Annotated in this window: 21 protein-coding genes and 10 tRNA genes; 21 read left to right on the forward strand and 10 right to left on the reverse strand. The window is 41.0% G+C overall.

Annotation, left to right across the window (positions count from 1 at the left end; genetic code table 11):
• Window positions 1-99: 99 nt before the first annotated feature.
• The 7 genes from kdsA to hemA form a co-directional block, all read right to left on the reverse strand.
• The gene (kdsA, locus tag ACT3S9_RS10230) at window positions 100-954 is read right to left on the reverse strand and encodes a 3-deoxy-8-phosphooctulonate synthase (protein WP_441836353.1); all 855 of its coding nucleotides are present in this window, start codon (window positions 952-954) and stop codon (window positions 100-102) included.
• Between the two features lie 9 nt (window positions 955-963).
• On the reverse strand, window positions 964-2,217 hold the full coding sequence (locus ACT3S9_RS10235) for a DUF819 family protein (protein ID WP_441836352.1): 1,254 nt from the start codon (window positions 2,215-2,217) through the stop codon (window positions 964-966).
• 14 nt (window positions 2,218-2,231) lie between these two features.
• A complete protein-coding gene (locus ACT3S9_RS10240) occupies window positions 2,232-3,050 on the reverse strand; it encodes a tetratricopeptide repeat protein (protein WP_441836351.1) in 819 nt (272 codons plus the stop codon).
• Between the two features lie 124 nt (window positions 3,051-3,174).
• On the reverse strand, window positions 3,175-3,549 hold the full coding sequence (locus ACT3S9_RS10245; protein WP_441992719.1) for a SirB2 family protein: 375 nt from the start codon (window positions 3,547-3,549) through the stop codon (window positions 3,175-3,177).
• Between the two features lie 518 nt (window positions 3,550-4,067).
• On the reverse strand, window positions 4,068-4,910 hold the full coding sequence (gene prmC / locus ACT3S9_RS10250) for a peptide chain release factor N(5)-glutamine methyltransferase (protein WP_441834270.1): 843 nt from the start codon (window positions 4,908-4,910) through the stop codon (window positions 4,068-4,070).
• Between the two features lie 2 nt (window positions 4,911-4,912).
• On the reverse strand, window positions 4,913-5,998 hold the full coding sequence (prfA, locus tag ACT3S9_RS10255) for a peptide chain release factor 1 (protein ID WP_441834271.1): 1,086 nt from the start codon (window positions 5,996-5,998) through the stop codon (window positions 4,913-4,915).
• 7 nt (window positions 5,999-6,005) lie between these two features.
• On the reverse strand, window positions 6,006-7,262 hold the full coding sequence (hemA, locus tag ACT3S9_RS10260) for a glutamyl-tRNA reductase (protein ID WP_441834272.1): 1,257 nt from the start codon (window positions 7,260-7,262) through the stop codon (window positions 6,006-6,008).
• An 82-nt stretch (window positions 7,263-7,344) separates the two neighbouring features.
• Between hemA and lolB the strand changes: the two genes are divergently transcribed.
• From lolB to ACT3S9_RS10340, 16 genes are all read left to right on the forward strand, one after another.
• Complete coding sequence (lolB, locus tag ACT3S9_RS10265) at window positions 7,345-7,932, forward strand: lipoprotein insertase outer membrane protein LolB (RefSeq protein ID WP_441834273.1); 588 nt, start codon at window positions 7,345-7,347, stop codon at window positions 7,930-7,932.
• Window position 7,933: 1 nt separating this feature from the next.
• On the forward strand, window positions 7,934-8,797 hold the full coding sequence (ispE, locus tag ACT3S9_RS10270) for a 4-(cytidine 5'-diphospho)-2-C-methyl-D-erythritol kinase (RefSeq protein WP_441834274.1): 864 nt from the start codon (window positions 7,934-7,936) through the stop codon (window positions 8,795-8,797).
• Between the two features lie 85 nt (window positions 8,798-8,882).
• On the forward strand, window positions 8,883-9,830 hold the full coding sequence (locus ACT3S9_RS10275) for a ribose-phosphate pyrophosphokinase (RefSeq protein WP_441834275.1): 948 nt from the start codon (window positions 8,883-8,885) through the stop codon (window positions 9,828-9,830).
• A 154-nt stretch (window positions 9,831-9,984) separates the two neighbouring features.
• A complete protein-coding gene (locus tag ACT3S9_RS10280) occupies window positions 9,985-10,602 on the forward strand; it encodes a 50S ribosomal protein L25/general stress protein Ctc (RefSeq protein WP_441834276.1) in 618 nt (205 codons plus the stop codon).
• 18 nt (window positions 10,603-10,620) lie between these two features.
• A complete protein-coding gene (gene pth, locus ACT3S9_RS10285; protein ID WP_441834277.1) occupies window positions 10,621-11,208 on the forward strand; it encodes an aminoacyl-tRNA hydrolase in 588 nt (195 codons plus the stop codon).
• 36 nt (window positions 11,209-11,244) lie between these two features.
• Window positions 11,245-12,336 carry a redox-regulated ATPase YchF gene (gene ychF, locus ACT3S9_RS10290; protein ID WP_441834278.1) on the forward strand — a complete coding sequence of 364 codons (1,092 nt, stop codon included), beginning with the start codon at window positions 11,245-11,247 and terminating at the stop codon, window positions 12,334-12,336.
• 248 nt (window positions 12,337-12,584) lie between these two features.
• Window positions 12,585-12,661 (forward strand) — tRNA-Met (locus ACT3S9_RS10295).
• 64 nt (window positions 12,662-12,725) lie between these two features.
• Window positions 12,726-12,810: transfer RNA gene (locus ACT3S9_RS10300), tRNA-Leu, on the forward strand.
• A 37-nt stretch (window positions 12,811-12,847) separates the two neighbouring features.
• Window positions 12,848-12,922: transfer RNA gene (locus tag ACT3S9_RS10305), tRNA-Gln, on the forward strand.
• A 5-nt stretch (window positions 12,923-12,927) separates the two neighbouring features.
• Window positions 12,928-13,004: transfer RNA gene (locus ACT3S9_RS10310), tRNA-Met, on the forward strand.
• A 91-nt stretch (window positions 13,005-13,095) separates the two neighbouring features.
• Window positions 13,096-13,180: transfer RNA gene (locus ACT3S9_RS10315), tRNA-Leu, on the forward strand.
• A 40-nt stretch (window positions 13,181-13,220) separates the two neighbouring features.
• Window positions 13,221-13,295, forward strand: a tRNA-Gln gene (locus ACT3S9_RS10320).
• 69 nt (window positions 13,296-13,364) lie between these two features.
• A tRNA-Leu gene (locus ACT3S9_RS10325) sits at window positions 13,365-13,449 on the forward strand.
• Between the two features lie 40 nt (window positions 13,450-13,489).
• Window positions 13,490-13,564: transfer RNA gene (locus tag ACT3S9_RS10330), tRNA-Gln, on the forward strand.
• Between the two features lie 69 nt (window positions 13,565-13,633).
• Window positions 13,634-13,718, forward strand: a tRNA-Leu gene (locus tag ACT3S9_RS10335).
• Between the two features lie 37 nt (window positions 13,719-13,755).
• Window positions 13,756-13,830 (forward strand) — tRNA-Gln (locus ACT3S9_RS10340).
• Between the two features lie 71 nt (window positions 13,831-13,901).
• Here ACT3S9_RS10340 and ACT3S9_RS10345 read toward each other — a convergent pair.
• Window positions 13,902-15,071, reverse strand: a complete 1,170-nt coding sequence (locus ACT3S9_RS10345; RefSeq protein WP_441834279.1) for an FAD-dependent oxidoreductase — start codon at window positions 15,069-15,071, stop codon at window positions 13,902-13,904.
• 269 nt (window positions 15,072-15,340) lie between these two features.
• On the opposite strand from ACT3S9_RS10345, the gene miaB reads away from it, so the two are divergent.
• The 5 genes from miaB (at window position 15,341) to lnt (ending at window position 20,824) form a co-directional block, all read left to right on the forward strand.
• The gene (gene miaB, locus ACT3S9_RS10350; protein ID WP_441834280.1) at window positions 15,341-16,786 is read left to right on the forward strand and encodes a tRNA (N6-isopentenyl adenosine(37)-C2)-methylthiotransferase MiaB; all 1,446 of its coding nucleotides are present in this window, start codon (window positions 15,341-15,343) and stop codon (window positions 16,784-16,786) included.
• Window positions 16,787-16,848: 62 nt separating this feature from the next.
• Entirely contained in the window at window positions 16,849-17,916 is a 1,068-nt protein-coding gene (locus ACT3S9_RS10355) for a PhoH family protein (RefSeq protein ID WP_441834281.1), read from the forward strand.
• Window positions 17,916-18,374: an rRNA maturation RNase YbeY gene (gene ybeY, locus ACT3S9_RS10360; protein ID WP_441834282.1), complete on the forward strand. Its 459-nt coding sequence runs from the start codon at window positions 17,916-17,918 to the stop codon at window positions 18,372-18,374. Before ACT3S9_RS10355 ends, ybeY begins: the two co-directional genes overlap by 1 nt.
• Window positions 18,375-18,396: 22 nt before the next feature.
• Complete coding sequence (gene corC / locus ACT3S9_RS10365) at window positions 18,397-19,281, forward strand: CNNM family magnesium/cobalt transport protein CorC (protein WP_441834283.1); 885 nt, start codon at window positions 18,397-18,399, stop codon at window positions 19,279-19,281.
• Window positions 19,262-20,824: an apolipoprotein N-acyltransferase gene (gene lnt / locus ACT3S9_RS10370; protein ID WP_441834284.1), complete on the forward strand. Its 1,563-nt coding sequence runs from the start codon at window positions 19,262-19,264 to the stop codon at window positions 20,822-20,824. The genes corC and lnt overlap by 20 nt, the downstream gene beginning before the upstream one ends.
• A 362-nt stretch (window positions 20,825-21,186) precedes the next feature.
• Here lnt and ACT3S9_RS10375 read toward each other — a convergent pair whose 3' ends face one another.
• Together ACT3S9_RS10375 and ACT3S9_RS10380 are read right to left on the reverse strand one after the other, a co-directional pair.
• Window positions 21,187-24,366 (reverse strand): S41 family peptidase, encoded by a 3,180-nt coding sequence (locus tag ACT3S9_RS10375; protein WP_441834301.1) that lies wholly within the window; start codon window positions 24,364-24,366, stop codon window positions 21,187-21,189.
• Between the two features lie 284 nt (window positions 24,367-24,650).
• Entirely contained in the window at window positions 24,651-25,127 is a 477-nt protein-coding gene (locus ACT3S9_RS10380; RefSeq protein WP_441834285.1) for an FKBP-type peptidyl-prolyl cis-trans isomerase, read from the reverse strand.

A 25,127-nucleotide genomic window follows, 5' to 3' on the forward strand; every position in this document is an offset into this window, starting at 1 on the left:
CCCCTGTAAAACCCTGAATTCTGCACTATGAGGTAGCTTGGATATATATTCGACATTAAAAAAGCGACCAGAGTCGCTTTTTTCAAACCTTAGTACCACTTATAAGTTATCGGCACTGGTATCAAGTGGTGCAAGACTTTTTATCAACTCATCAACCGCTTTCATTTGACTCAAGTAGCCTTCTAACTTACTAAGCGCAAGTGCACATGGGCCATCACATTTAGCTTCATTTGGGTTTGGATGCGCTTCAATAAATAAACCTGCAATCCCAAGAGCCATACCGCTTCTTGCAAGTTCAGCAGCTTGAGCACGACGGCCATCAGCCGAGTCACTACGCCCACCAGGACGCTGTAATGCATGAGTGGCGTCAAAAATAACCGGAGCCATCGGTTTCATATCATCCATGCCTAGCATATCAACCACTAAGTTATTATAACCAAAGCTTGAACCACGCTCACAAAGGGCGATGTTATTGTTACCAGCTTCATTAAATTTAGTAATGATATGACGCATTTCGCGTGGCGCTAAAAACTGTGGTTTTTTAACGTTTATTACTGCCCCCGTCTTTGCCATAGCCACAACCAAATCAGTTTGTCGTGCTAAAAAAGCAGGTAACTGGATAACATCAACTACTTCTGCCACAGGTGCTGCTTGATGAGGCTCATGAACATCGGTAATTAAAGGCACATTAAACGTATTCTTTATTTCTTCAAATATTTTTAGGCCTTCTTCCATACCCGGCCCGCGATATGAATTTATTGATGAACGATTCGCTTTATCAAATGAAGCTTTAAAGACATAAGGAATATTAAGCTTATTGGTTACTTCAACATAATGCTCTGCAATGCGCATAGCCATATCACGCGATTCCAACACATTCATGCCACCAAATAATACAAATGGCTTTTCGTTCGCCAGTTCAATATCGTTAATTTTAATTAGCTGATTATTCATATTTATTCCTTAAGGAGCAACAGCTTGTAACATTAAGCCACAAATGTAAGCCATATATGTACCCACACCATAGCCTAGTACGGCAAGTAATACACCTACTGGCGCAAGTGATGGGTGAAATGCAGAGGCTACTACTGGCGCAGATGCAGCCCCTCCTACGTTAGCTTGTGAACCCACAGCCATATAAAATAATGGAGCTTTAATTAATTTAGCCACCAGCAACATTAAGCTGGCATGCGTAAGCATCCAAATAAGGCCAATAACAAAGTACAGTGGTGTTTCAAAAATAGCTGTAATATTCATGTGCAAGCCAATTGACGCCACTAAGATATATAAAAAGCTAGAGGCCACTTTAGAAGCGCCAAAGGCTTCAATATTTCGTACTTTAGTAAATGAAAGAGAAATACCAATGGTGGTTGAGATAACAATTAGCCAAAAGAACTTGCTGTTTAGGCTGTACTCTTGTGCCCATGGGAAATTAGCGCCAAAGTACGGGCCAAGGAAGTCGGCACAAAAATGTGCAAGGCCTGTAATACCAAATGCAATGGCAATAATAGTCATATAATCATTAAGCGTAGGCATACGCGCATGTTCAGCATGAAACTTTTCAACACGTGATTTTAGCTCTTCAATTGCACTAGTGTCGGCGCCTGTTTTAGCATCAATGGCCTTGTGGTTCGCTGCCATCAATAATAAAACCGCCATCCATAAGTTAGCCACTATCACATCAACAGTAACCATTGCTGAGAAAATATCGCCGCCAACGTCGAACATTTCTTTCATTGACGCTTGGTTAGCACCACCACCAATCCAGCTACCAGCAATAGTTGTCATACCACGCCAAACAGCATCAGGGCCATGGCCACCTATCGCTTCAGGAGCTACGGCACTCATAATGATAATAGCCAGCGGACCACCAATCACAATACCAACGGTACCGGTTAAAAACATGATTAATGCTTTAGGACCAAGATTTATAATCGCTTTTAAATCAATACTTATGGTAAGTAAAATTAAACAAGCAGGGAGTAAGTAACGCGATGCTACAAAGTAAACATTTGATGCATGGCCATCAACAATACCAAAGGTATTTAATAACGAAGGTAAAAAGTAGCACAGTAGTAACGCAGGCACGTATTTGTAAAACTTCTGTAGTGTCGGGTTTTGACTATGCGAGGTTTTAAAAATAAAGCCTAAAATAACTGCTAATAAACCAAATACAACTGCATCATTGGTAATTAGCGCAGTATGGGTTTCAGCCATGGGATTTCCTCAAATTAATGGTGAGTTTTGTTGTTGTCTTCAATTTCTTCAATTTGATGCATGATAATTTCAGTTGCAGGATCATCAGGACACTCATCAACGAAAAATTGCAAATCATCTCGCGCCATTTTAGGGCAATCAAGTTGATTAAGTAAATAACCGCGATCGCGGCGTTCGTACGGATCATCGCCAATCATAGCCATAAGCATATCTACACATGATAAGGCGTGACCAAACTTATTCTCAGTTATAAACGCCCATTTTTGCTGAGCCAAATAAAGTTTGTACACTTCATCGTCAAAGACTAGTTCTAACGGCTCTTGTGCATCGCCGTTTTCTTCACTGGCATTTTCAGGAGTAATATACCAGCTTTGCTGACCTGAACTTGGCTCTAATAAATAGCCTTCTTCATCACTGATTGCCACATGTACGTTTACTTCGCTTTGGTTAATACAGACACCGGCATCAAAGCCTGCATGTTGAAGCAAATGGCACAATAAAACCCCCAAGCTAGTTGGTGAGCCACTGCGCATGGCTAGCGTGTAGCTAAAGCTATTTAAAGTATATTCAGGCACTTTTAAGCTCGAGACACTAAACAGCCATTGCGTATAAAACATATCAACAATCGCATCTAGACATTCATGTTGATCATGATGTTGTTCACACACTTCGCTTACTTGATTTTCAAAGTCGCTGATCAATGCAAAGCTTTCACTCAACGAAGATTGAGGATCCCACTTCAATTCAGCACTAATACAACGATAAAGCGGAGCAGGAGTAAACGCATCATCTTGATAGGATTCACTTTGATCTTCAAACCAAGGAGTGGTCATTAATACTGCACATCTTTTATTAGAAAACGATGCGCTAGTTTACCTAGTTTTTAACTGAGTTACCAACGCATGTTAGGGTTTCCCCAATCAGCAACTAAAAAGCGCTCATTGGGGATAAGAATAATTAAAGTATAAGTGGGGTTTTAACTACGGCTAAATAACCTATTGCTAAAATAACCGCGGTTGTTACAAGTAAATAAGCAACTTTAGCTGTCATCGCTTGTTGTTTACTGGCAATAATACCGAGTGCAATGTAAGCAATAACTAAAATAATTTTCTCGAGTAACCAAGGCATTTCTAGTGGGTTAAAGCCGGCCATTACGATTAATGTTATGGCTGACACCAGCAGCAATGTATCTGTTACGTGGCTGCCAATAAAAACCAGTTTGTTTTTTGCAATAGCACCTGTGCCTATTCGTGAAAAAGAACGCACATAAAATAATAATACGCTAAGTACGGCAATTGCCATGTGAGTGTGTTTTACTGCTAAATAATCCATATACCCCTAGTGACTCTTAGTTAAATAATTAATCGGGAAAACGCATTAATACGTCCTCAAGTTCATTAACTGACTGATTAAATACATCAACCAGTTTAGGTTCGAAATGTTTACCTTTTTGTTTATTTCGTCTACTACTTATTCAATCAAGTAAACAAGCCGTTTTATAACAGCGTTTATGGCGCAATGCATCATAAAAATCTGCCAAAGCAGCAATTCGACTATAAATATGTACTGGCTCTTTTCAGACCTTCGGGAAGCCAGTACCCTCTCATTTATCTATGGCGATCACGTGCAATTATATTGTACGCGAGGAGTCTTTTAAAATCGCGTGACTTTTTTTCTATGGGTTTTCGTTATCTCCCACTCATCTTGCTCAAGTTTCGCAGGCTTATTTAAAATACTACCTTGATGTACCGACTTTAACCACACCATTTAATTCTTGCTGCGGTTCATCTAAAAACAAAAAATCATCCAGCATAACGAGTCTTTAGCTATACTTTTGTTAGGCATTACTTTTATTCTGGCCATTGAGCAAGTGTTACACGATCATTATTACCTAAGTCTTTAACTGTGAGTATATTTATATATGCCATTTCTGTAAAAACACGTCGTACTTTAATGCTTTGTTCAAAACCATGCTCTAATAAAAGATAACCATTTTTTTGTAAATAATCACGCGATTGAAAAATTATATGTTTAATATCTGCCATACCATCGTCTTCAGCCACTAATGCTGAAAGCGGTTCAAAACGCAGATCACCTTGGTTGAGATGAATATCATCCGACTCAATATACGGAGGATTACTTACTATTAAGTCAAACTGCTGCTTAGTAACGGCGCTCATCCAATCGCTTTGCAAAAAAGTGACATTGTTAAACCCGAGGCGCTGTTTATTAATATTTGCAAGCGTAACTGCATCACTTACCCTATCGACTCCGGTTATTTGCCAGTTTGGCATTTCGCTGGCAAGCGCAAGGGCTATAGCACCGGTGCCGGTACCTAAATCAAGTACCTTGGCATTATCAGGCAAACTTAAGCTAAGTGCATGTTCAACCAGTGTTTCAGTATCAGGACGTGGAATAAGCGTAGCAGGATTAACTTGTAGCGGAAGACTCCAAAATTCTCGAAGCCCGGTAATATGTGCCACCGGTTCGCCATTTACACGGCGCTTGCAGTAGTCATTAAATTGTATTTTTTGCTCTGTGGTTAAATGCTTTTCAGGCCACGTAAATAAATAACTGCGTGGCTTTTGCAAAACATGCAGTAGCAAAACTTCGCTATCGAGTTTTGCACTGTCGCTGGTATTTGCTAACTGTTCAACAGCGTTAGCAAGCGCTTGCTCAATACGAGTGGGCACGCTTATTCGTCACCCATTGCAGCCAGTAAATCTGCTTGATACTCCTGCATCAATGGTTCAATAACGGCGCCTAAGTCACCGGCAACCACTTCATTTAAACGATATAAAGTAAGGTTAATACGGTGGTCTGTAATACGCCCTTGTGGGTAGTTGTAAGTGCGAATACGCTCTGAACGGTCACCACTTCCCACTAAGTTACGTCGTTCAGACGCTTCAGCCGATTGACGTTTTTCGTCTTCAGCTTGTTGTAAGCGTGCACCGAGTACTGACATCGCTTTAGCACGGTTTTTATGCTGCGAACGCTCATCCTGACACTCAACTACCACACCACTTGGTAGATGGGTAATACGAATAGCTGAATCCGTTTTATTAACGTGCTGACCACCCGCTCCTGATGCGCGAAAGGTATCTACTTTTATATCTGCGCTATTTATTTCAATTGCTTGTGCTTCAGGAACTTCAGCCATTACTGCCACAGTACAGGCAGAGGTATGCACTCGCCCTTGTGATTCGGTTTCTGGCACGCGTTGCACTCTGTGAGCGCCTGATTCAAACTTAAGTTGACCATAGACACCTTCACCGCTGATGTGAGCAATTACTTCTTTGTAACCACCGTGTTCACTTTCGTTGGTACTAACAATTTCCACTTTCCACTTTTTAGTTTCAGCGTAACGGCCGTACATACGAAATAAGTCACCGGCAAAAATAGCCGCCTCATCACCACCCGTCCCTGCACGAACCTCTAAAAATACGTTGTTATTATCTTTCGGATCTTTTGGCAACATTAATACTTGTAGTTCGTCTGCTAAGCGAAGAACCTGCGCTTTTGCTTCTTTAAATTCTTCTTGTGCCATCTCGCGCATATCAGGATCATTATCTTTAAGCATTTCTTCAGCACTGGCCACGTCATCTTGCGCTTGCTGATAAGCTAAAAAGGTTTTTACAATTTCTTCTAACTCCGAGTACTCTTTTGAAAGCGTACGAAAACGATTCTGATCGTTAATTACAGAGGGGTCACTTAATAGTGCTTGCACTTCTTCGTAGCGTTCTACTAAGGTTTCTAACTTACGATAAACGGACTCTTTCATTTAATTGCTATTCCTGATCAATACCTAACATTTTCTTTAATTGGCGTAACTGAGCCACTTCACCTTTTTTCGCTGCATCTTGAATAGCACGTGTAGGCGCGTGCATCAGGCGATTGGTTAATTTGTTGGCTAGTTCTAAAATTACTTTTTCAGCGTCTTTACCGGTATTTAATTGACCTATTGCTTTGTCTACCAGTTCAGACTTTACATCTTGTACATCTTTACGATAATGACGAATTAACCCCACTGAATCGAGGGAGCGCATCCACATTGCAAATTCAGCGCTTTTATCGGCAATAATAATTTGGGCTTGCTCGGCTGCGTGCTCACGAGAGGCAATATTCTCGCTTACAATGGCTTGTAAGTCATCAACTGAATATAAATACGCCGCGTCAAGCTCTCCAACTTGGCTTTCTATATCCCGTGGTACAGCAATATCAATAAACAACATCGGTTTGTGACGACGCTGTTTAAGTGCTTGCTCCACCCCCCCTTTGCCAATAATAGGCAAGGTACTAGCGGTTGAACTAATAACAATATCTGCTTGATGGAGTCGCTCAGGCAATTGTGCAAGAGCAATTACATCACCGCCTACGCTTTCGGCTAAGCCTTTAGCTCGCTCAATGGTGCGATTAGCAACCGTAATTTGTTGTGGGCCACTTTGGTAGATATGTTTAGCAACTAACTCAATAGTTTCACCAGCACCAATTAGCAGCACTTTGGTTTTATCTAACTTACCGTAAATATGCTTAGCTAAATTTACCGCTGCATAAGCAACAGATACCGCGCTGGCACCTATTTCAGTCTCAGTTCTAACTTGCTTGGCTACTGAGAAGGTTTTTTGAAATAGACGATCAAAAACCAAACTGACAGACTCGTGGTTTTTCGCACTATTATAAGCTTGCTTGATTTGCCCTAATATTTGTGGCTCACCTAGTACCAGCGAATCAAGCCCACACGCGACCCGCATCAAATGGTTAATCGCATCATTATCTTCATAACAATAAATATTACTGCCTAGTTCTTGTTCATCTAAACCATGAAAATCTGCAAGCCATTGCAACAGTGTTTGGGAATTCTGTTGCGCGAGGCTACAATAGATCTCTGTACGGTTGCAGGTAGAGATAATCACCACCTCATTAAATTGGGCATGACTACTCAATTGCTGTAACGCCTCAGACAACTGCTCAGGCGAAAAGGCGACCTTTTCACGTAAATCTACGGATGCTGTTTTATGATTAATACCAAGTGCTACTATGGTCATATCTGCCAAATATTGCTAAGCCCTGCTCGAAAGGCAGCATTTTACCAAAATTCATTGGAATATGGAAAGTAAGGAACGACATTTGATTCGACATAATTTGATTTTACTACTATTTTTTTTATTTTTAGGTGGTTGTGCGCAAAAAATAAATCAGCAAACAGTCCTTTATGATGACTGGAAAGCACAATTAGCGATACAAAATAACTGGAAAGTTGAAGGTAAACTGGCTTTTATAAGCCCAGAAGAACGCCAATCTGCCAATTTAAACTGGCAACAGAAGCAGACGCTGAACGAACTGGTATTAACCAGTTTTATTGGTACCCGCATTTTAGGTCTCAAGCAAGACGCATCCGGTGCAGAGCTTAATTATGACGGCGAAACCTATCACGATACTAATGCAAGTCGTCTCTTATCGCGCTTGACCGGCTTTACTATTCCACTTGATAACGCCAAGCAGTGGCTAAAAGGTACCGTAACTGACGGTGACATTAAACTTGACTCATTAGGGCGCACCCAACAAGTTAGTTACACAGATAGTTCTGGCTTAAAATGGCTGATTCAATATAACGAATATCAGCAAATAGACGGTTATTGGTTGCCAAAAAATCTCACTTTAAAACACCAGCAACTAAAAATTAAAATCCAACTTTATCAATGGCACTTTAATTAATATGAACTCTCAGAATACTTCTCCAACTTCTTTTTCATTAATGGCTCCTGCCAAACTTAATTTATTTTTGCACATTAATGGGAAGCGCAGTGATGGCTATCACGAGCTTGAAACATTATTTACGTTTTTAAATTTTGGTGATGAACTAACATTTACCCAAACAGAAAATAATGAAATTGAAGTATCGGGTGATACTCATAACATTGAACTTCACGACAATTTAATTTACAAAGCCGCTTTATTACTAAAAAAACACACTCAAATTGATAAAGGCGCAAAAATAAATTTAATTAAAAAACTCCCTATGGGCGGTGGTGTTGGTGGTGGCTCATCTGATGCAGCAAGCACTTTATTAGGCCTTAATAAGTTATGGGATACCCGACTTTCGAAAGCACAGCTAGCCGAAATTGGCCTGCAGCTAGGCGCTGACGTCCCTGTATTCATTAACGGTAAAAGTGCCTTAGCACAAGGCGTAGGTGAACAGTTAAGCGAAGTTATCCTACCCGAAAAGTGGTACTGTGTGGTGCACCCGAAGCAACATGTTAGCACCGCGCAAATTTTTACTCATCCTGATTTAAAACGCGATACAAAAAAATTAAAAGGTGAATGGCAACAACATCATGTATGTAACGATTGCGAGCCATTAGTTAAAAAGCTCTGCCCTGAGGTTGAAAAAACCCTTCAGTGGTTGCTAAAATACGCTCCGTCAAAGATGACTGGCACAGGTTCTTGTTGTTTTGTGGAATTTTCAACTCAAAAAGAAGCGCAACAAGTGCTTGCAGACCTCCCTCATAAATGGGATGGTTTTATTGCTAATAGTGTTAATTTATCTGCCGCCCATACGCAGTTGAATGCTATACTTTGAACAACGAAGTAACGTACAAGTAAACTAGTTAATTAACTCTCATGAGTTGATTGGTCCAAAAATTCAGTGCCTGAGGAACCCTACCGTGCCTGACATGAAGCTCTTCGCTGGTAACGCAACACCTAAGTTAGCTCAAAAAGTTGCAAAACGTTTATATATTGAATTAGGAGATGCTGTTGTTGGCCGTTTTAGCGACGGTGAGATCAGTGTTCAAATTAAAGAAAATGTCCGTGGCTCGGATGTTTTTATCTTGCAATCAACCTGCGCCCCTACAAACGATAACTTGATGGAGCTTATCGTTATGGTTGATGCATTACGTCGTGCATCGGCCGGTCGCATTACAGCTGTAATCCCGTACTTTGGTTATGCCCGTCAAGACCGTCGAGTACGTTCTGCACGTGTACCAATCACAGCTAAAGTTGTTGCCGACTTCTTATCAAGTGTCGGGGTTGACCGCGTATTAACGGTTGACTTACACGCTGAGCAAATCCAAGGTTTCTTTGATGTACCAGTAGATAACGTATTTGGTAGCCCAGTATTACTAGAAGACATGAAAGATCGTGACTTTGATGATGTAGTTGTCGTTTCGCCAGATATTGGTGGCGTAGTTCGCGCACGTGCTATTGCAAAGCTATTACACGATACTGACTTGGCTATTATTGATAAACGCCGCCCACAAGCGAACGTTTCTCAAGTAATGCATATTATTGGTGATGTTGAAGGCCGCGATTGTATTATCGTTGACGATATGATCGATACCGGGGGGACATTGTGTAAAGCAGCTGAAGCATTGAAAGAGCATGGCGCAAAACGCGTATATGCTTATGCAACGCACCCTATTCTTTCAGGCAAAGCAGCTGAAAATATCCGTAATTCAGTAATTGATGAAGTGATTGTAACCGATTCAATTCCTCTGTCTGAAGAACTAAAATCAATTGAAAAAGTGAAAGTATTAACACTTGCAGACATGTTAGCGGAAACAATTCGTCGCATTAGCAACGAAGAATCTATCTCAGCGATGTTCGAGCACTAATTTAGTTTTTCTACTTCGCATGATAAAAGCACCTTTAAGGTGCTTTTTTTATAGCTGTTGTTTCTTTTACCTAGGGGGGGTGGTATGATAGCGCGCCTTTTGGCTAGGGACCTTGGTCGCAAAGGCCCTAACACTTTTAATTATTGGAGACATCATGTCTGAGAAAAAATACACTTATAGCGCTGAACTTCGCGTAGAAACTGGTACTGGTGCGAGCCGCCGCCTACGTCGCGAAGACAAAGTTCCTGCGATCCTTTACGGTGCAGGTAAAGATGCTGTGGCACTTACTTTCGCTCATAAAGATATGAACAAAGCACAAGAAGACGAAGGTTTTTACACGCATATTCTTACTGTTGATATTGCTGGCGAAGCTACTGAAGTTATCTTAAAAGATATTCACCGTCACCCATTCAAGCCTAAGATCACTCACCTTGATTTTCAACGTGTAGATGCAACACATAAACTTCACACTAAAGTACCTTTACACTTTATCGGTGAAGAAATCGTAGGTAAGTTAGGTGCAACTGTTGTTCACCAATTAACTGAAGTTGAAATCACGTGTCTACCTAAAGCACTTCCAGAATTTGTTGAAGTAGATGTTTCTGATCTAGTAGCTGGTGATTCAATCCATCTTTCTGAGCTTAAATTACCTGCAGGCGTTCAATCTGTAGAATTAGGTAAAGGCGAAGGCCACGATCAGTCAATAGTTACTGTTAAAGCAAACAAAGCAGCTCCGACTGAAGACGAAGAAGCTTCAGACGCTGCAGAATAATATTTAAGGTCTTGCACCTTGAATTCTATTCAAATGCTTGTGGGCCTGGCTAATCCAGGCCCCGAATACGCAAACACTCGCCACAACGCAGGTGCTTGGTTCATCACTGAACTTGCAGCACGATATAACTGCACGCTAAAACACGATCCTAAATATCATGGCCTAACTGGCAAAGTGATCATCCAAAACCAAGAATTTAAATTATTGATCCCAACCACATATATGAATTTAAGTGGTAAATCGGTCAGTAGTTTAGCTAATTTTTTCAAAATCCCTGTTGAAGACATTTTAGTCGCTCACGACGAACTGGATTTAGAACCCGGTGTTGCCAAATTAAAAAAAGGTGGCGGGCACGGTGGCCATAATGGTTTAAAAGACATTATTGCTAAAATGGCAAATAAAAAAGACTTTATGCGCTTACGCATAGGTATTGGTCACCCTGGACACCGCGAAATGGTAACAGGTTGGGTGCTTGGAAAAGCAGCCAAACAAGACCAAGAAAAAATGGATGCTGCGGTTGATGAAGCTGTTCGTTGTATGGAAATACTTGCAAAAGATGGTGTGTTAAAAGCACAAAACAGACTACATTCTTTTAAACCGTTATAAATAACGATTGAACGAATCTAAACAAGGTATCTTACTATGGGTTTTAAATGTGGCATCGTCGGTTTGCCTAATGTTGGCAAATCAACACTTTTTAATGCATTAACTAAAGCGGGAATTGAAGCCGCTAACTTTCCTTTTTGTACCATTGAACCTAACACCGGTGTGGTCCCAGTACCAGATTCTCGCCTAGATGAACTAGCTAAAATTGTTAACCCACAACGTATTCTTACAACAAGTATGGAGTTTGTTGACATAGCAGGCTTAGTAAAAGGCGCCTCAAAAGGTGAAGGTTTAGGCAATCAGTTTTTAGCGAATATTCGTGAAACCGATGCAATTGGCCACGTTGTTCGCTGCTTTGAAGATGAAAATGTTATTCACGTAGCGGGCACTATTGATCCTGCAGATGACATTGACGTAATTAATACTGAGCTAGTACTTGCTGATATGGACAGTGCTGAAAAAGCAATTTTCCGTAATGCAAAAAAAGCAAAAGGCGGCGATAAAGAAGCAAAAGAGCAAAACTCTGTACTTGAAAAAGTAAAAGCACACCTTGATGAAGGCCTGACTTTACGTTCTTTAGAACTCACTAAAGAAGAAAAAGCAGCGATTTCCTCCGTTAACTTTCTAACCATCAAGCCTACAATGTATATTGCTAACGTAGCTGAAGATGGTTTTGAAAATAATCCATATCTTGATCGCGTTCGTGAAATCGCTGCCGCTGAAAATGCTGTGGTTGTTCCTGTATGTGCTGCAATTGAGTCTGAGCTTTCAGAGCTTGATGAAGAAGATAAACTTGAATTTATGGCTGATCTTGGTTTAGAAGAGCCAGGTTTGAATCTTGTAATTCGTGGTGGCTATGAATTACTGCAATTACAAACTTACTTTACAGCTGGCGTAAAAGAAGTTCGTGCATGGACAATCCCAATAGGTGCAACAGCACCGCAATCAGCAGGTAAAATTCATACTGACTTTGAACGTGGTTTTATCCGCGCACAAACGATTGCTTATGATGACTACATTGCCTGTAATGGTGAAAGTGGCGCTAAGGAAGCAGGTAAGATGCGTCAAGAAGGTAAAGAATACATTGTTAAAGATGGCGATGTAATGAACTTCTTATTTAACGTATAAGCCTTTTGCCTATATTAATTAGAAAAGAGCCTACGGGCTCTTTTTTGTTTTATAGGCCTCAACATTTTATAGTTGAGCACAATACTTACCATAAAAATAAAGCTTTTAAATAAAATTTAGCCGCTTAGCTTATTTTTCCTGCAAACAAACCTTTATAAGCGTTTTTTTGCAAAAAAGGTATTGACGCAGATACCCCATATCAGCATAATACGCCCCGCACTCAGCAATGATGTGTAAACAAAAAAGATGGCTAAGTAGCTCAGCTGGTTAGAGCACATCACTCATAATGATGGGGTCACAGGTTCAAATCCCGTCTTAGCCACCATTCTTTTTTTGTTGCTCAATGAAGAGTTTAAAATAACTACCGAGTGTTTAACTACACAAAGTATGCGGGAGTGGCGGAATTGGTAGACGCGCTGGATTTAGGTTCCAGTAACTTAGGTTGTGAGAGTTCAAGTCTCTCCTTCCGCACCATGTTCTGATAAGAACTAAAATTATCAATTGTTTCAGTTGGGATATCGCCAAGCGGTAAGGCACCAGGTTTTGATCCTGGCATTCCCAGGTTCAAATCCTGGTATCCCAGCCAACAATGGCTAAGTAGCTCAGTTGGTTAGAGCACATCACTCATAATGATGGGGTCACAGGTTCAAATCCCGTCTTAGCCACCATTTATTTTTAAATGGCTCTGCAAGAGTTAAATTGCAGCTCAATGAAGAGTTTAAAATAACTACCTTTCTTTGATTTTATCAAAGTGAAGATGCGGGAGTGGCGGAATTGGTAGACGCGCTGGATTTAGGTTCCAGTAACTTAGGTTGTGAGAGTTCAAGTCTCTCCTTCCGCACCATGTTCTAGATGAGAACTAAAATTATCAGCTAATTCTTTGTTGGGATATCGCCAAGCGGTAAGGCACCAGGTTTTGATCCTGGCATTCCCAGGTTCAAATCCTGGTATCCCAGCCAACTTCTTCTACCAAGGAAAGTTGCTAAAGAATAACTCTAGCTACGAGTATAAAAAGCAACTTAATTGATGCGGGAGTGGCGGAATTGGTAGACGCGCTGGATTTAGGTTCCAGTAACTTAGGTTGTGAGAGTTCAAGTCTCTCCTTCCGCACCATGTTCTTGATAGGAACTAAAATTATCGGCTAATTCTTTGTTGGGATATCGCCAAGCGGTAAGGCACCAGGTTTTGATCCTGGCATTCCCAGGTTCAAATCCTGGTATCCCAGCCAACTTCTTCTACCAAGGAAAGTTGTTAAAGAATAACTCTAGCTACGAGTATAAATAGCAACTCTATTTATGCGGGAGTGGCGGAATTGGTAGACGCGCTGGATTTAGGTTCCAGTAACTTAGGTTGTGAGAGTTCAAGTCTCTCCTTCCGCACCATGTTCTATGAAGAACTAAAACTAGTCCAATTTATAGTTGGGATATCGCCAAGCGGTAAGGCACCAGGTTTTGATCCTGGCATTCCCAGGTTCAAATCCTGGTATCCCAGCCATTTTCTTAAAAACCTTCTTTAAACCTTTTAAAAAACACTAAAGCGTGAGCTTTAACCCACGATTTTGCTCATCAGCTAACATCACCACTAATTGCATACCTCAGCACCCAGTTTTTCACAGGGCCCGTTTTATTGGCCATTTTTAAAAACTGACTGCGCGCCCAACTAAGTGGCGCTACTTGGTTTGAAAAACCAAAATAACACGCATCCATCATGCTCATCATTAATAAGTTAGCTTTACGGCGAGTTAGCTCATATTCTTCTAAAATACCAGTTGCACCAATATCATCCTGCTCAGCAATGAGTGTGCTAAGCGCTGCTACATCTTGAAACCCCAAATTAACGCCTTGCCCTGCTAATGGGTTAATAGTGTGTGCGGCATCACCAATAAGCACCAGTCGGCCTTGAGAATAGTTATTTGCATGTAGACGAGCAAGAGGGAATACCGCCTGTTGAATAACCTCAAAATCACCAGGTAGTGCTGGAAAATGATTAATAAGTTGCTGCTTAAGCTCGCTTTTTGAAAGTAGCTGCCATTCTTTTAGCTGCTTAGCATCGTGATAACAAATTAAATTAGCATACGGTGCCTGCATAGGTAGAAAGGCCACCGGCCCAGTAGCTTTGAATTGCTGCCAGGTTTTTATTTGCTGCGGCGCATCTAATTTTATTAGTACACCCATACAATGCTGGCCGTATTGCCACCCTGTTACGCCAATATTAGCCGCTGCTCTTAATTGTGACTGCCCCCCATCTGCAGCAACGACTAAGTCGGCGCTGTAGCGTGAATCATCATAAACGAGAGTGATATCCGTATCAGTTTGTAAAATGGCCGTCACGGCACTCTGCTGTTCAACAACCGTAATATCAAGAGTTGAGAATTGCTGCCAAAGACTGGCTTGAATCAGTTTGTTTTCAATTAAGTGCCCAAGGTGCGAGGTGTTTATATCATTGCAATCAAACAGTAAGTTATCGCCCACACGCTCAAAAGCTTCTAATTGCTGGTATGGCGCTAAACGGCTTTGCTTAAGGATTGCCATAGCACCGAGTTCATCAAGTAAATTTTCAGAAAAACGATTTATAGCCGATACACGAATATCAACCTGCTCATTATTTAATACTTGGCTTGGGTCAATTATGTGCTTTTCAATTACAGTTACAGTGCAGCCTTGCTTGGCAAACTTCACTGCAGCCGCTGCGCCGACCATACCACCACCAACAATAATCACGTTGTTTTTATTCATTATTTTTTCACTAATTTGACTCGTTTTTACAATGCTTGATTGTAGCGTAAATCAGTCTTACCTGTCAGCGCATTTAATAATCGAGTAGTTAAAAATTGAGCTTGTTTGATTTCAATCCACAAACATTAAAACTATACTTGGATCTAGGTCGGTATCCAGCTAAAATACGCGTCCTTTAAGTCAGCATGCATTTTAACGCATCTGCTACTTGATCCTGTTTCTAGCACGTATTTGTGCCACTACCGAATTGAAAACGAGGCAATATTTCAATGAGTAAAAAGCTGCATATTAAAACCTGGGGTTGTCAGATGAATGAATACGACTCTCAGAAGATGGCGGATCTTCTCGATGCTACCAACGGCTACCAGTTAACTGATGAAGCTGTGGATGCAGACGTGATCTTACTCAATACCTGTTCAATTCGTGAAAAGGCCCAAGAAAAGGTGTTTCATCAATTAGGTCGCTGGAAGTTATTAAAAGATGACAAGCCAGACTTGATCATTGGGGTCGGCGGCTGTGTAGCCTCCCAAGAAGGTGACTCTATTCGTCAACGTGCGCCATTTGTTGACGTGATTTTTGGTCCGCAAACATTACATCGCCTTCCTGAAATGATCAAGCAAGTACAAGGGAGTAAAGGATCATCGGTAGTTGATATTTCATTCCCTGAAATTGAAAAATTTGACCGTTTGCCCGAGCCAAAAGCCGAAGGCCCTTCTGCATTTGTATCTATTATGGAAGGCTGCTCTAAATATTGTACGTTCTGCGTAGTACCATATACTCGTGGTGAAGAAGTAAGCCGTCCGCTGGATGATATATTATTAGAAGTAGCACAACTGGCTGAACAAGGCGTACGTGAAGTAAATTTATTAGGTCAAAACGTAAATGCTTATCGCGGTGATACTCACGACGGCGAGATTTGTTATTTCTCCGATCTAATTCGTTACGTGGCAGCGATTGACGGTATTGACCGCATTCGTTACACCACTTCTCATCCAGTTGAGTTTACTCCGGATATTATTGATGCGTACGAAGATGTACCAGAACTAGTCGATCACTTGCACTTGCCAGTACAAAGTGGCTCAGATCGTATTCTTAATTTAATGAAACGCGGCCACACTGCGCTTGAATATAAGTCAACGATTCGTAAATTACGTAAAATTCGCCCTAACTTAAGTATGTCGTCTGACTTTATCATCGGCTTCCCAGGTGAAAGTGCAACTGACTTTGAAGCCACTATGAACCTTATTAATGATATTGGTTTTGATATGAGCTTTAGTTTTATTTATAGCGCACGCCCAGGTACACCAGCGGCTGACTTGCCAGATGATGTGTCAGATCAAGAGAAAAAAGAGCGCCTCTACTTATTACAAAATAGAATCACCCAAATGGCACAGCATATAAGCCGCCAAATGTTTGATACCGAGCAGCGCATATTAGTTGAAGGCCCATCAAAGAAAAATCCGATGGAGCTGCGCGGCCGCACAGAGAATAACCGTGTAGTAAACTTTGTTGGTCCTCATTCAGTAATCGGTCAATTCGTTGATGTACGTATTACAGAAGCATTACCTAACTCTTTACGTGGTGACTTAATTCGTACAGAATCAGAAATGAACCTACGTCGTGATATTGCACCATCAGCCATAGTTAGTAAGGCAACTCAACCAGAAGCACCTGCAACACAGAACGAAATTGGTGTTGCGACGTTTGTTCCGTAGCTAATTAATTGGTGTCAGTCTCGGTTAAAGCTTAGGCTGACACCCATAAATAGGAAGCAATTTTGAGTAATCAATTAAAAACCTTAGAGCTTTATTTAGACCCCTCCGACCATAAACGCCTTTCCTCTTTATGTGGTCCATTTAACGAAAATATCAAACAAATTGAACGCCGACTTGGTGTAGAAATAGCGCATCGTGATAACTTTTTTAAAGTAACAGGTAAATTGCATAGCGCGGCAGCATCGGTAGAAATAATAAAAAGCTTATATGTTGATACTCAGCCACTACGTGGTGAAATTGGTGAAATAGAACCCGATGCCGTTCATCTCGCTATTAGCGAGTGCAATGCACTTGAGCAAGATATGCCACAAAGCGCCTACGGCAAAGAAATGGTTATTAAAACCCGCCGTGGTGTTATTAAGCCACGTAATGATAACCAAGGTTTGTACGTTGCCAATATTTTACATCATGATATTACCTTTGGTATTGGCCCTGCAGGCACCGGTAAAACCTACCTTGCGGTAGCCGCTGCGGTTGATGCGCTAGAACGCCAAGAAGTTCGCCGTATATTACTAACCCGGCCAGCGGTTGAAGCCGGTGAAAAGCTGGGGTTTTTACCTGGCGATTTAAGCCAAAAAGTCGACCCTTACCTTCGCCCGCTTTACGATGCATTATTTGAAATGCTCGGCTTTGAAAAAGTCGAAAAACTAATTGAAAAAAATATCATCGAAGTTGCCCCACTTGCTTACATGCGTGGCCGTACACTTAATGACGCATTTATTATTTTAGACGAAAGCCAAAATACCACTGCTGAGCAAATGAAAATGTTCTTAACGCGGATTGGTTTTAATTCAAAAGCAGTTATCACCGGTGATATAACCCAAGTTGATTTACCTCGTGGTGCCCGCTCAGGACTTCGCCACGCAATTGAAGTACTCGATGGTGTTGATGAAATAAGCTTTAACTATTTTCAATCACATGATGTAGTACGCCACCCCGTAGTTGCGCGAATTGTTGAAGCGTACGAACGTAATGATGAAGTTGAACGCTTAAAACGTGCAGAAAAACAACGTGAAAAAGAAGCTCAACAAGCATTACTTGCCAATAATAACCTACAAGCTGATAAATAGTGGCCACTGAACTTGATTTACAAATAGCCTGTGAGTTTGACAACTTACCTAGTTTTGCACAATTTGAATTATGGGCTGATAAAGCGCTTAACCAATACCGCGAAGAATCTGAATTAACAATAGTTATTAGCGACGAGGCACAAAGCCAACAACTTAATAATGACTACCGAGGTAAAAACAAACCCACTAACGTGTTGTCATTTGAATTTGAAGCGCCACCAGGTATAGAAATACCATTGGTAGGTGATTTAATTATCTGCCCAGCCATTGTTTTGGCTGAGTCAATTGAGCAAGAAAAATCATTTCATGACCATTTTGCCCACATGGTGATCCATGGATGCTTGCATTTACTTGGATTTGACCATATAAAGGACGAAGACGCATTCGAAATGGAAAGCATAGAAAAGCAATTACTTGCTGAACTAAATATAGCTGAGCCATATCGGGACGATATTTAAATTAACGGAGCAGATAGACGCAATGAGCGACGATAACTCGCAGAGTAGCCAGGGTTCTTCTGGCAAAACCTGGTTGGGTAAAATTACCCAAATGTTGCAAGGTGAACCCCAAAGCAAAAAAGATCTGGTTGAAGTAATTGCCGATGCGCAAGAGCGGGATTTAATCGACCCTGATACCAAAGAGATGATTGAAGGTGTGCTCGGGGTTTCTGAGCTTAAAGTGCGCGACATTATGATCCCGCGCTCACAGATGATCACATTAGAGGTCGATGCCCCACTAGAAGAAATAATTCCCATGATGGTGGACTCAACACACTCTCGTTTTCCAGTAGTCTGTGAAGATAAAGACCATGTTGAGGGAATTTTACTTGCTAAAGATCTAATTCCATTAATCTTAAATAAAGATGACCAATTGCCATCACTGCGTGACTACTTACGCCCCGCAATGGTCGTGCCTGAAAGTAAACGTGTAGATACACTACTTAATGAGTTTCGCCAACAACGTTATCATATGGCGATTGTAATTGACGAATACGGTGGTGTATCAGGCCTTGTTACTATAGAAGATATTTTAGAAATTATCGTTGGCGAAATCGAAGATGAGCACGATGAAAACGAAGATCAACACGATATTCGTCAGCTTTCAAAACATGTCTTTGTAGTACAAGCACTCACCCCTGTAGATGACTTTAACGAGTTCTTTAAAACCGGCTTTAACACCCAAGATGCAGATACCATAGGCGGTATTGTTTTACATGCATTTGGTCACATGCCAGGCCGTGGTGAGCTTATTAACATAGATGGTTTACAGTTTAAAGTAACTAACTCAGACAACCGTCGTATCTTACAACTACAAATAACTATTCCAAAGACTGAAGACAACAACATTGAAGAAACTGCTAACTAATCTCACTTTATTAGCAAAAGATAAAAAAGCGTGGCTCGCATTTATTGCGGGCCTTGTTTTAACTTTTAGCTATTCCCCTTTTAATATTTGGCCAATTGTCTTCTTAAGCCTTACTTGCCTAATATACTGTATTAATCCAACTCAAACTGGTAAAACGTTTAGTAAAAAAAGCACCAAGTACGGCTTTCTTTTCGGCCTTGGTTGGTTTGGTGCAGGCATTAGCTGGGTGCATGTTTCTATTGCAACTTTTGGTGGCATGCCACTTATAGCCTCAATTACTTTAATGGTTTTACTGTGCGCTTATTTAGCTATTTACCCGGCACTGGCCTGCGCGTTTGCAACACGCTTTGCGAGTAGCCCAAACAGCTTTGGTTTACTGTTATTAAGCGGTTTCGCGGTTACTGAGTATTTACGTGGTGTCGTGCTCACAGGCTTTCCGTGGTTAAGCTTTGGCTATACACAAACCGACAGCCCTTTGAATATACTTGCTCCCATTATCGGTGAGTTTGGCTTAATACTTGTGTGCATTGCGCTTGCCTTTAGTGCCTATCAACTGCTATTTTTACGCGCTATTAAAGCGCTTGTCGCTACAACTATATTACTGTGCATAGTTGGTTTTATTGGCCATAACAATAAAGCGACACAATACAACGATAAAACTATTTCAACCTTGTTAGTGCAAGGTAATATCAAACAGCACCTACGTTTTGATCCCAGTGAATTCTGGAGTACGATGAGCAAGTATCAAGACATGACTCGCCCACATTGGAATGCTGATCTCATTGTATGGCCAGAAGCCGCTGTGCCTGAAATGGAAGCCCTTGCTGGTAGTTACTTATCAGGCCTTGATAACGCCGCATCATTTAACGATACCGCACTTATTACCGGCATTGTTGATTACCAGCGCGACACTCGCGCTATCTTTAATACATTAATAGTGCTTGGCAATAAAGAACGCGGCGATGAGCACGGCCACTACCAGTATTTAGGCAAAAATCGTTACCGAAAGCACCAGCTGTTACCCATTGGGGAGTTTGTACCGTTTGAAGACTTATTGCGCCCCATCGCACCACTATTTGATTTACCCATGTCGTCGTTCAGCCGTGGTGATAAAGTCCAAAATAACCTACGCGCTAATGGCCTAAATATTCTGCCCGCTATTTGCTACGAAATAGCCTTTGCCGGTTTAGTGCGGGGCAATTATCACAGCGAATCTGACATTTTATTTACCGTCAGCAACGATGCTTGGTTTGGCGACTCACATGGACCCCACCAGCACATGCAAATAGCCCGCATGCGCGCCCTAGAATTACAACGTCCACTCATTCGTGCCACCAACAACGGCATCAGCGGTGTATATGATCCAATCAGCCAAATCCAAACCAGCATGCCGCAGTTTGAAGCCGATACCCTTAAAGTGAACGTAAAGCTCATTCAAGGCGATAGTATTTACAGTCAATATGGCAGCTTACCAGTATGGATATTTGTAGTATTAGTGGGAGTGATTGGCTTGGTTATGAGGTTCAAAGTTAAAGAAGAATAGCTTTAGAAGTTTGCTCGTTTGGAGTCTCTTATAAAAATAACCGCTCTATTATTTTATCTTTCGATACCAAAAAAATACCACAGGATAGATTGAAGCCTAACGAAGGGTTAATTTTAATTATTGGCTAAAAGCGGCCGAAATAGCTACTATGCAAGGCGCAAATTATTATTTATTAGTATCATCAAGAGGCGCGCAAGTAGCAAAAAGCGATGTAAAATAAGTGAGTGTTTTGATGTTTAATTTTAAAACGTTTCTCTAAAATAGCTTTACGGTTGCAAGCCTTCTTTGTCTTAAAGTAAATTATTCTTTGTGTAAAAATAAAGCCAGTAAATACTGGCTTTATTTAATGTTATTGTACCTAACTATTTACCAAACTCTTTCGGAGCTGGGGGTACAACTAATGGTTTTTTAGGGTTCGCTTTGAGCTCTTTTAATAACTCCTCAACAGCACGTTCAATAGACGGGTCTTTGCCTGCTTGAATTAGCTCTGGGCGATCAATGACTTTAATGTCTGGGCTAACCCCTTCGTTTTCGATTATCCAATTACCGTCCTTGTCGAGTATTCTAAAGGTTGCAGCAATAACCGAACCACCGTCAACAAGACTAGGGTTACCTGAGATACCAATTAAGCCACCCCACGTTCGCGTACCAATCAATTTACCAAGCCCCGCTTGACGAAAGTAATACGGTAGTGCATCGCCGCCAGAACTTGAATAACCATTTATTAGCATGGCTTTTGGACCATCATGAGCAAACTGCGGTGTTTTAGTTGGCTCAACACCGCGACGCTTCCAATAATTAAGTGGTTTGCGCGCAAGCCAAGTGATCATATGCTCTGGAATAAAGCCACCGCCGTTATAACGATCGTCTATGATCATGGCTTCTTTAGTTGTTTGCGGTAAAAAATTTTTAAATAACGAACGATTTCCTTCATAGTGTGTATTGGGTAAGTGTACGTAACCGATGCGGCCATCTGAAAGTTTATCTACGTAATCAGCACGCGATTGCGTCCATTGCAGGTAACGTAAACCGGCTTCACTAGCTATTGGTTTAACGGTTACTTTCCAACTTTTTTTCAAACTGGGTGATTTACTCAGTAATAACTCCACGGGCTTATCTTGGGTGTTCTCTAGTAATTCATAAAAGTTAACCACGTCTTTTACTGAGCGGCCATTCACTTCAATAATATAATCACCTACACTTGCATTAACACCTGTTTCGTTAAGTGGGGAACGAAAGTTCTCGTGCCAATTTTCGCCTTTAAAAATAGTCTCTATTTTTACAAAACCAGATTTATGGGCACTAATTTCAACGCCTAACAAGCCATGCTTTAACCGTTTTGCTGTTGGCATGTCACCTGAGTTTACATAAATATGACCAGAGTTAATTTCACCTGCAATCTCACTCAAAACATAATCAAGATCAGCGCGATGTACCACAGCATCAGCCATCGGTTGATAACGCGCTAAAATCGCATCCCAATCTTGACCGTGATGATTTTCATCGTAAAACCAGTCACGTAAGGTACGCCAACCCTCTCGATAAATTTGTGCCCACTCAGTTTGCGGATCAATTTTTAATACCATATCTTGCAGGTTGAGTTGCGTTTCTTTTAAGTCTTGCTTTGCCTCTGGCCTAATTACGCTATAGTTATCGCCTACTCGCGCAATGATATGTTCGCCATTTTCTGAAGCTTTATAATTATCAATCCCTTGTGCAACTATCGTCACTTCACTATCGACACTATCAGGTATTAATTTAAGTTCCCCTTTAGATAAAGTTAATACCCCGCCTTTAACACCCGTTAATGCTTCATAATTTCCAGCAGGGGTATTTAGTGCAACAACACGCTCCATGAAACCATCACTTTGTATGTGATTGCTTGGTACTTTAGCTGATTTTTTATCGCCTTTAGTATCTGACCCTACAATTGTTATTTCATCAGTAAGAGGACTATTTAACGGTTTAATTTTACTATTTACCGCAACAGAATAAACCCGAGTTGCGTTGTTAAACATGTAGTCAAACTCATAACTGCTAAACGTTAAGTTAAAATCACGTTCAGAAGTAAAGTACAGATATTGTCCATCGGGTGAGAATGCCGGATTTTTTTCACTGCTCATATCATCGGTTAAACGAGTAACACGCTCGTCACCCAAATTATAGAGCCATAACGAGGCATAGCGATTTTTATTATTTTTAACAAAAATAATATCGTCACTATTAGGAGACCAAATATAAGTAGTCAAGCCATCTTCATCATACTTACCGGTATCAATTTTATGTTGCTTGCCCGTTTTTATATCAAGCCACCATAATGTATGATTTTTATCTGCAAACAATAATTTTTTATTGTCAGGTGACCACACGGGGTCAAAGCGCCAAATACTGCCATTACTGGTCAGTTGCTTCACTTTATTATTATTCGCTCTATCTTGAATATAAATTTCGTACTCACCGCTTTCATCACTCATATAAGCAACATAGCGACCGTTTGGTGACCAAGAAGCCGCAATTTCACGTCCATTTGAAGTATGACTTAAATTACGTGTAGGACCGTTTTTCACCGGCACAGAAAATAAGTCGCCACGGGCACTAAATACCACGCGGTTACCATCATGAGAGACGTCCATTGAATCAATAAAACCAGCCACATTTTTGCTGTAAGGCATGGTATATTCACGGCTTCCTTGTACGTTGATGGTCAGTTTTTCTTCACGCTGTGTTGCGTCGTCAAAGCGATACAAATACCCGCCATTTTCATAGACTATGGCATCGGGTCCTGCTGAGGGCCAAAGAATGTCAAAATCGGTGTGATTTGTGACTTTTATTGGCGCTTTTCCTTCTTGGTGTCTATATAGGTTTAGCGTATATTCTCTATCTGACACATAATAAATATTATCGTTAACCCAAGTTGGTTGCTGCTCGGTAGCTCTGTTAGTAGTAAGTTGTTTAGATTTATTATTTTCTAAATCATAAATCCATACATCTTGCGCTCGCCCGCCACGCGTGCGTTTCCAAGTACGAAACTCACGATCAATCGGTGTATAAACATAGTGCTTACCATCTGGCGATACCATACCGCCGCCGGTTTCAGGGATGGGTAATGGTTGCTCTAACCCACCTTCTGCAGAGACCATATAGGGCCTACCAACACGCTTTCCATAAGGTGTGCGATTTGCTCTAAATACAATATTTTTACCGTCAGGTGTCCAATCAAGAACACGGTAATCATAACCACCGCGTGGGGGCATAACTCCTACATCATTATAATAAGTAAGCTGTTTAAGTTCACTGCCGTCACGGTTTATGACATAAACTTGTCTGCTGCCATTATATTGAGCTGAAAAAGCAATTTTTTTGCCATCAGGTGAAAATTTAGGAAAAGTCTCAAACCCCTCATGATCAGTCAGACGCGTACTATTACCTGTTTTTGTATTTGCGATGTAAATATCACCGGCATAAACAAAAGTAACAAGTTCTTTATGGATATCAGGAAAGCGTAATAGTCGCGTATCTTGTGTTTCGTAGGCTATCGCCATTGAGGGAATTGCAGGTGTAACTGTAACAGCGATTACAGTCAATAAAGTGCGTAGTTTCAACGTTACCGTCCTTACTAGCTCAAGTGATGAGCATATTGTTATTTTATATCATAATAACAATATGAGAAGGAATTTCAGCCTTGTGCGACAAATTACTGTAAAAAAGTGTAAATACGATTGGTTAGCGGATGCAGGTTAAAAAAGTAACCATTTCAGTTCATAAAGCCCTTGCTAAGGGGCCATAAAACAATAATATAAGCCTACACCACGCACTCACAACCTTGTTATGACTCTATTTTGAGTAGCTCTACTTCAAAAATAAGTAATGACGCGGCAGGTATGCTAGCAACGCGTTTTTCGCCATAAGCTAATTGGTGCGGCACATAAAACGTATATTTATCACCTTCGCTCATCAGCTGGAGTCCTTCGGTCCACCCCTTAATTACCTGGTTCAGTCCAAAACTAACTGGGCTGTTACGTTCAACTGAGCTGTCAAATACGCTGCCATCGAGTAAAGTGCCATGATAATGCACCTTCACCATGCTTGTTGGGCTGGCTTTTTTTTCATTGCCACTTTTCTGCTCAATTTTATATTGCAGGCCTGAGGCCGTTTCATACACTCCCTCAACGTTGCTGTTTGCTACTAAAAAGTCAGCCTCAATTTGTGCATTGGCAGCGGCTTGCTGTTTTACTTTTTTACTGTTTTGATAAATCAAAAAACAAAAAATGGCGATGATTATCGCCAAAATAATATTAACCAT

This window comes from Pseudoalteromonas sp. AOP31-A2-14, assembly GCF_052378035.1.
Taxonomy (GTDB): domain Bacteria; phylum Pseudomonadota; class Gammaproteobacteria; order Enterobacterales; family Alteromonadaceae; genus Pseudoalteromonas.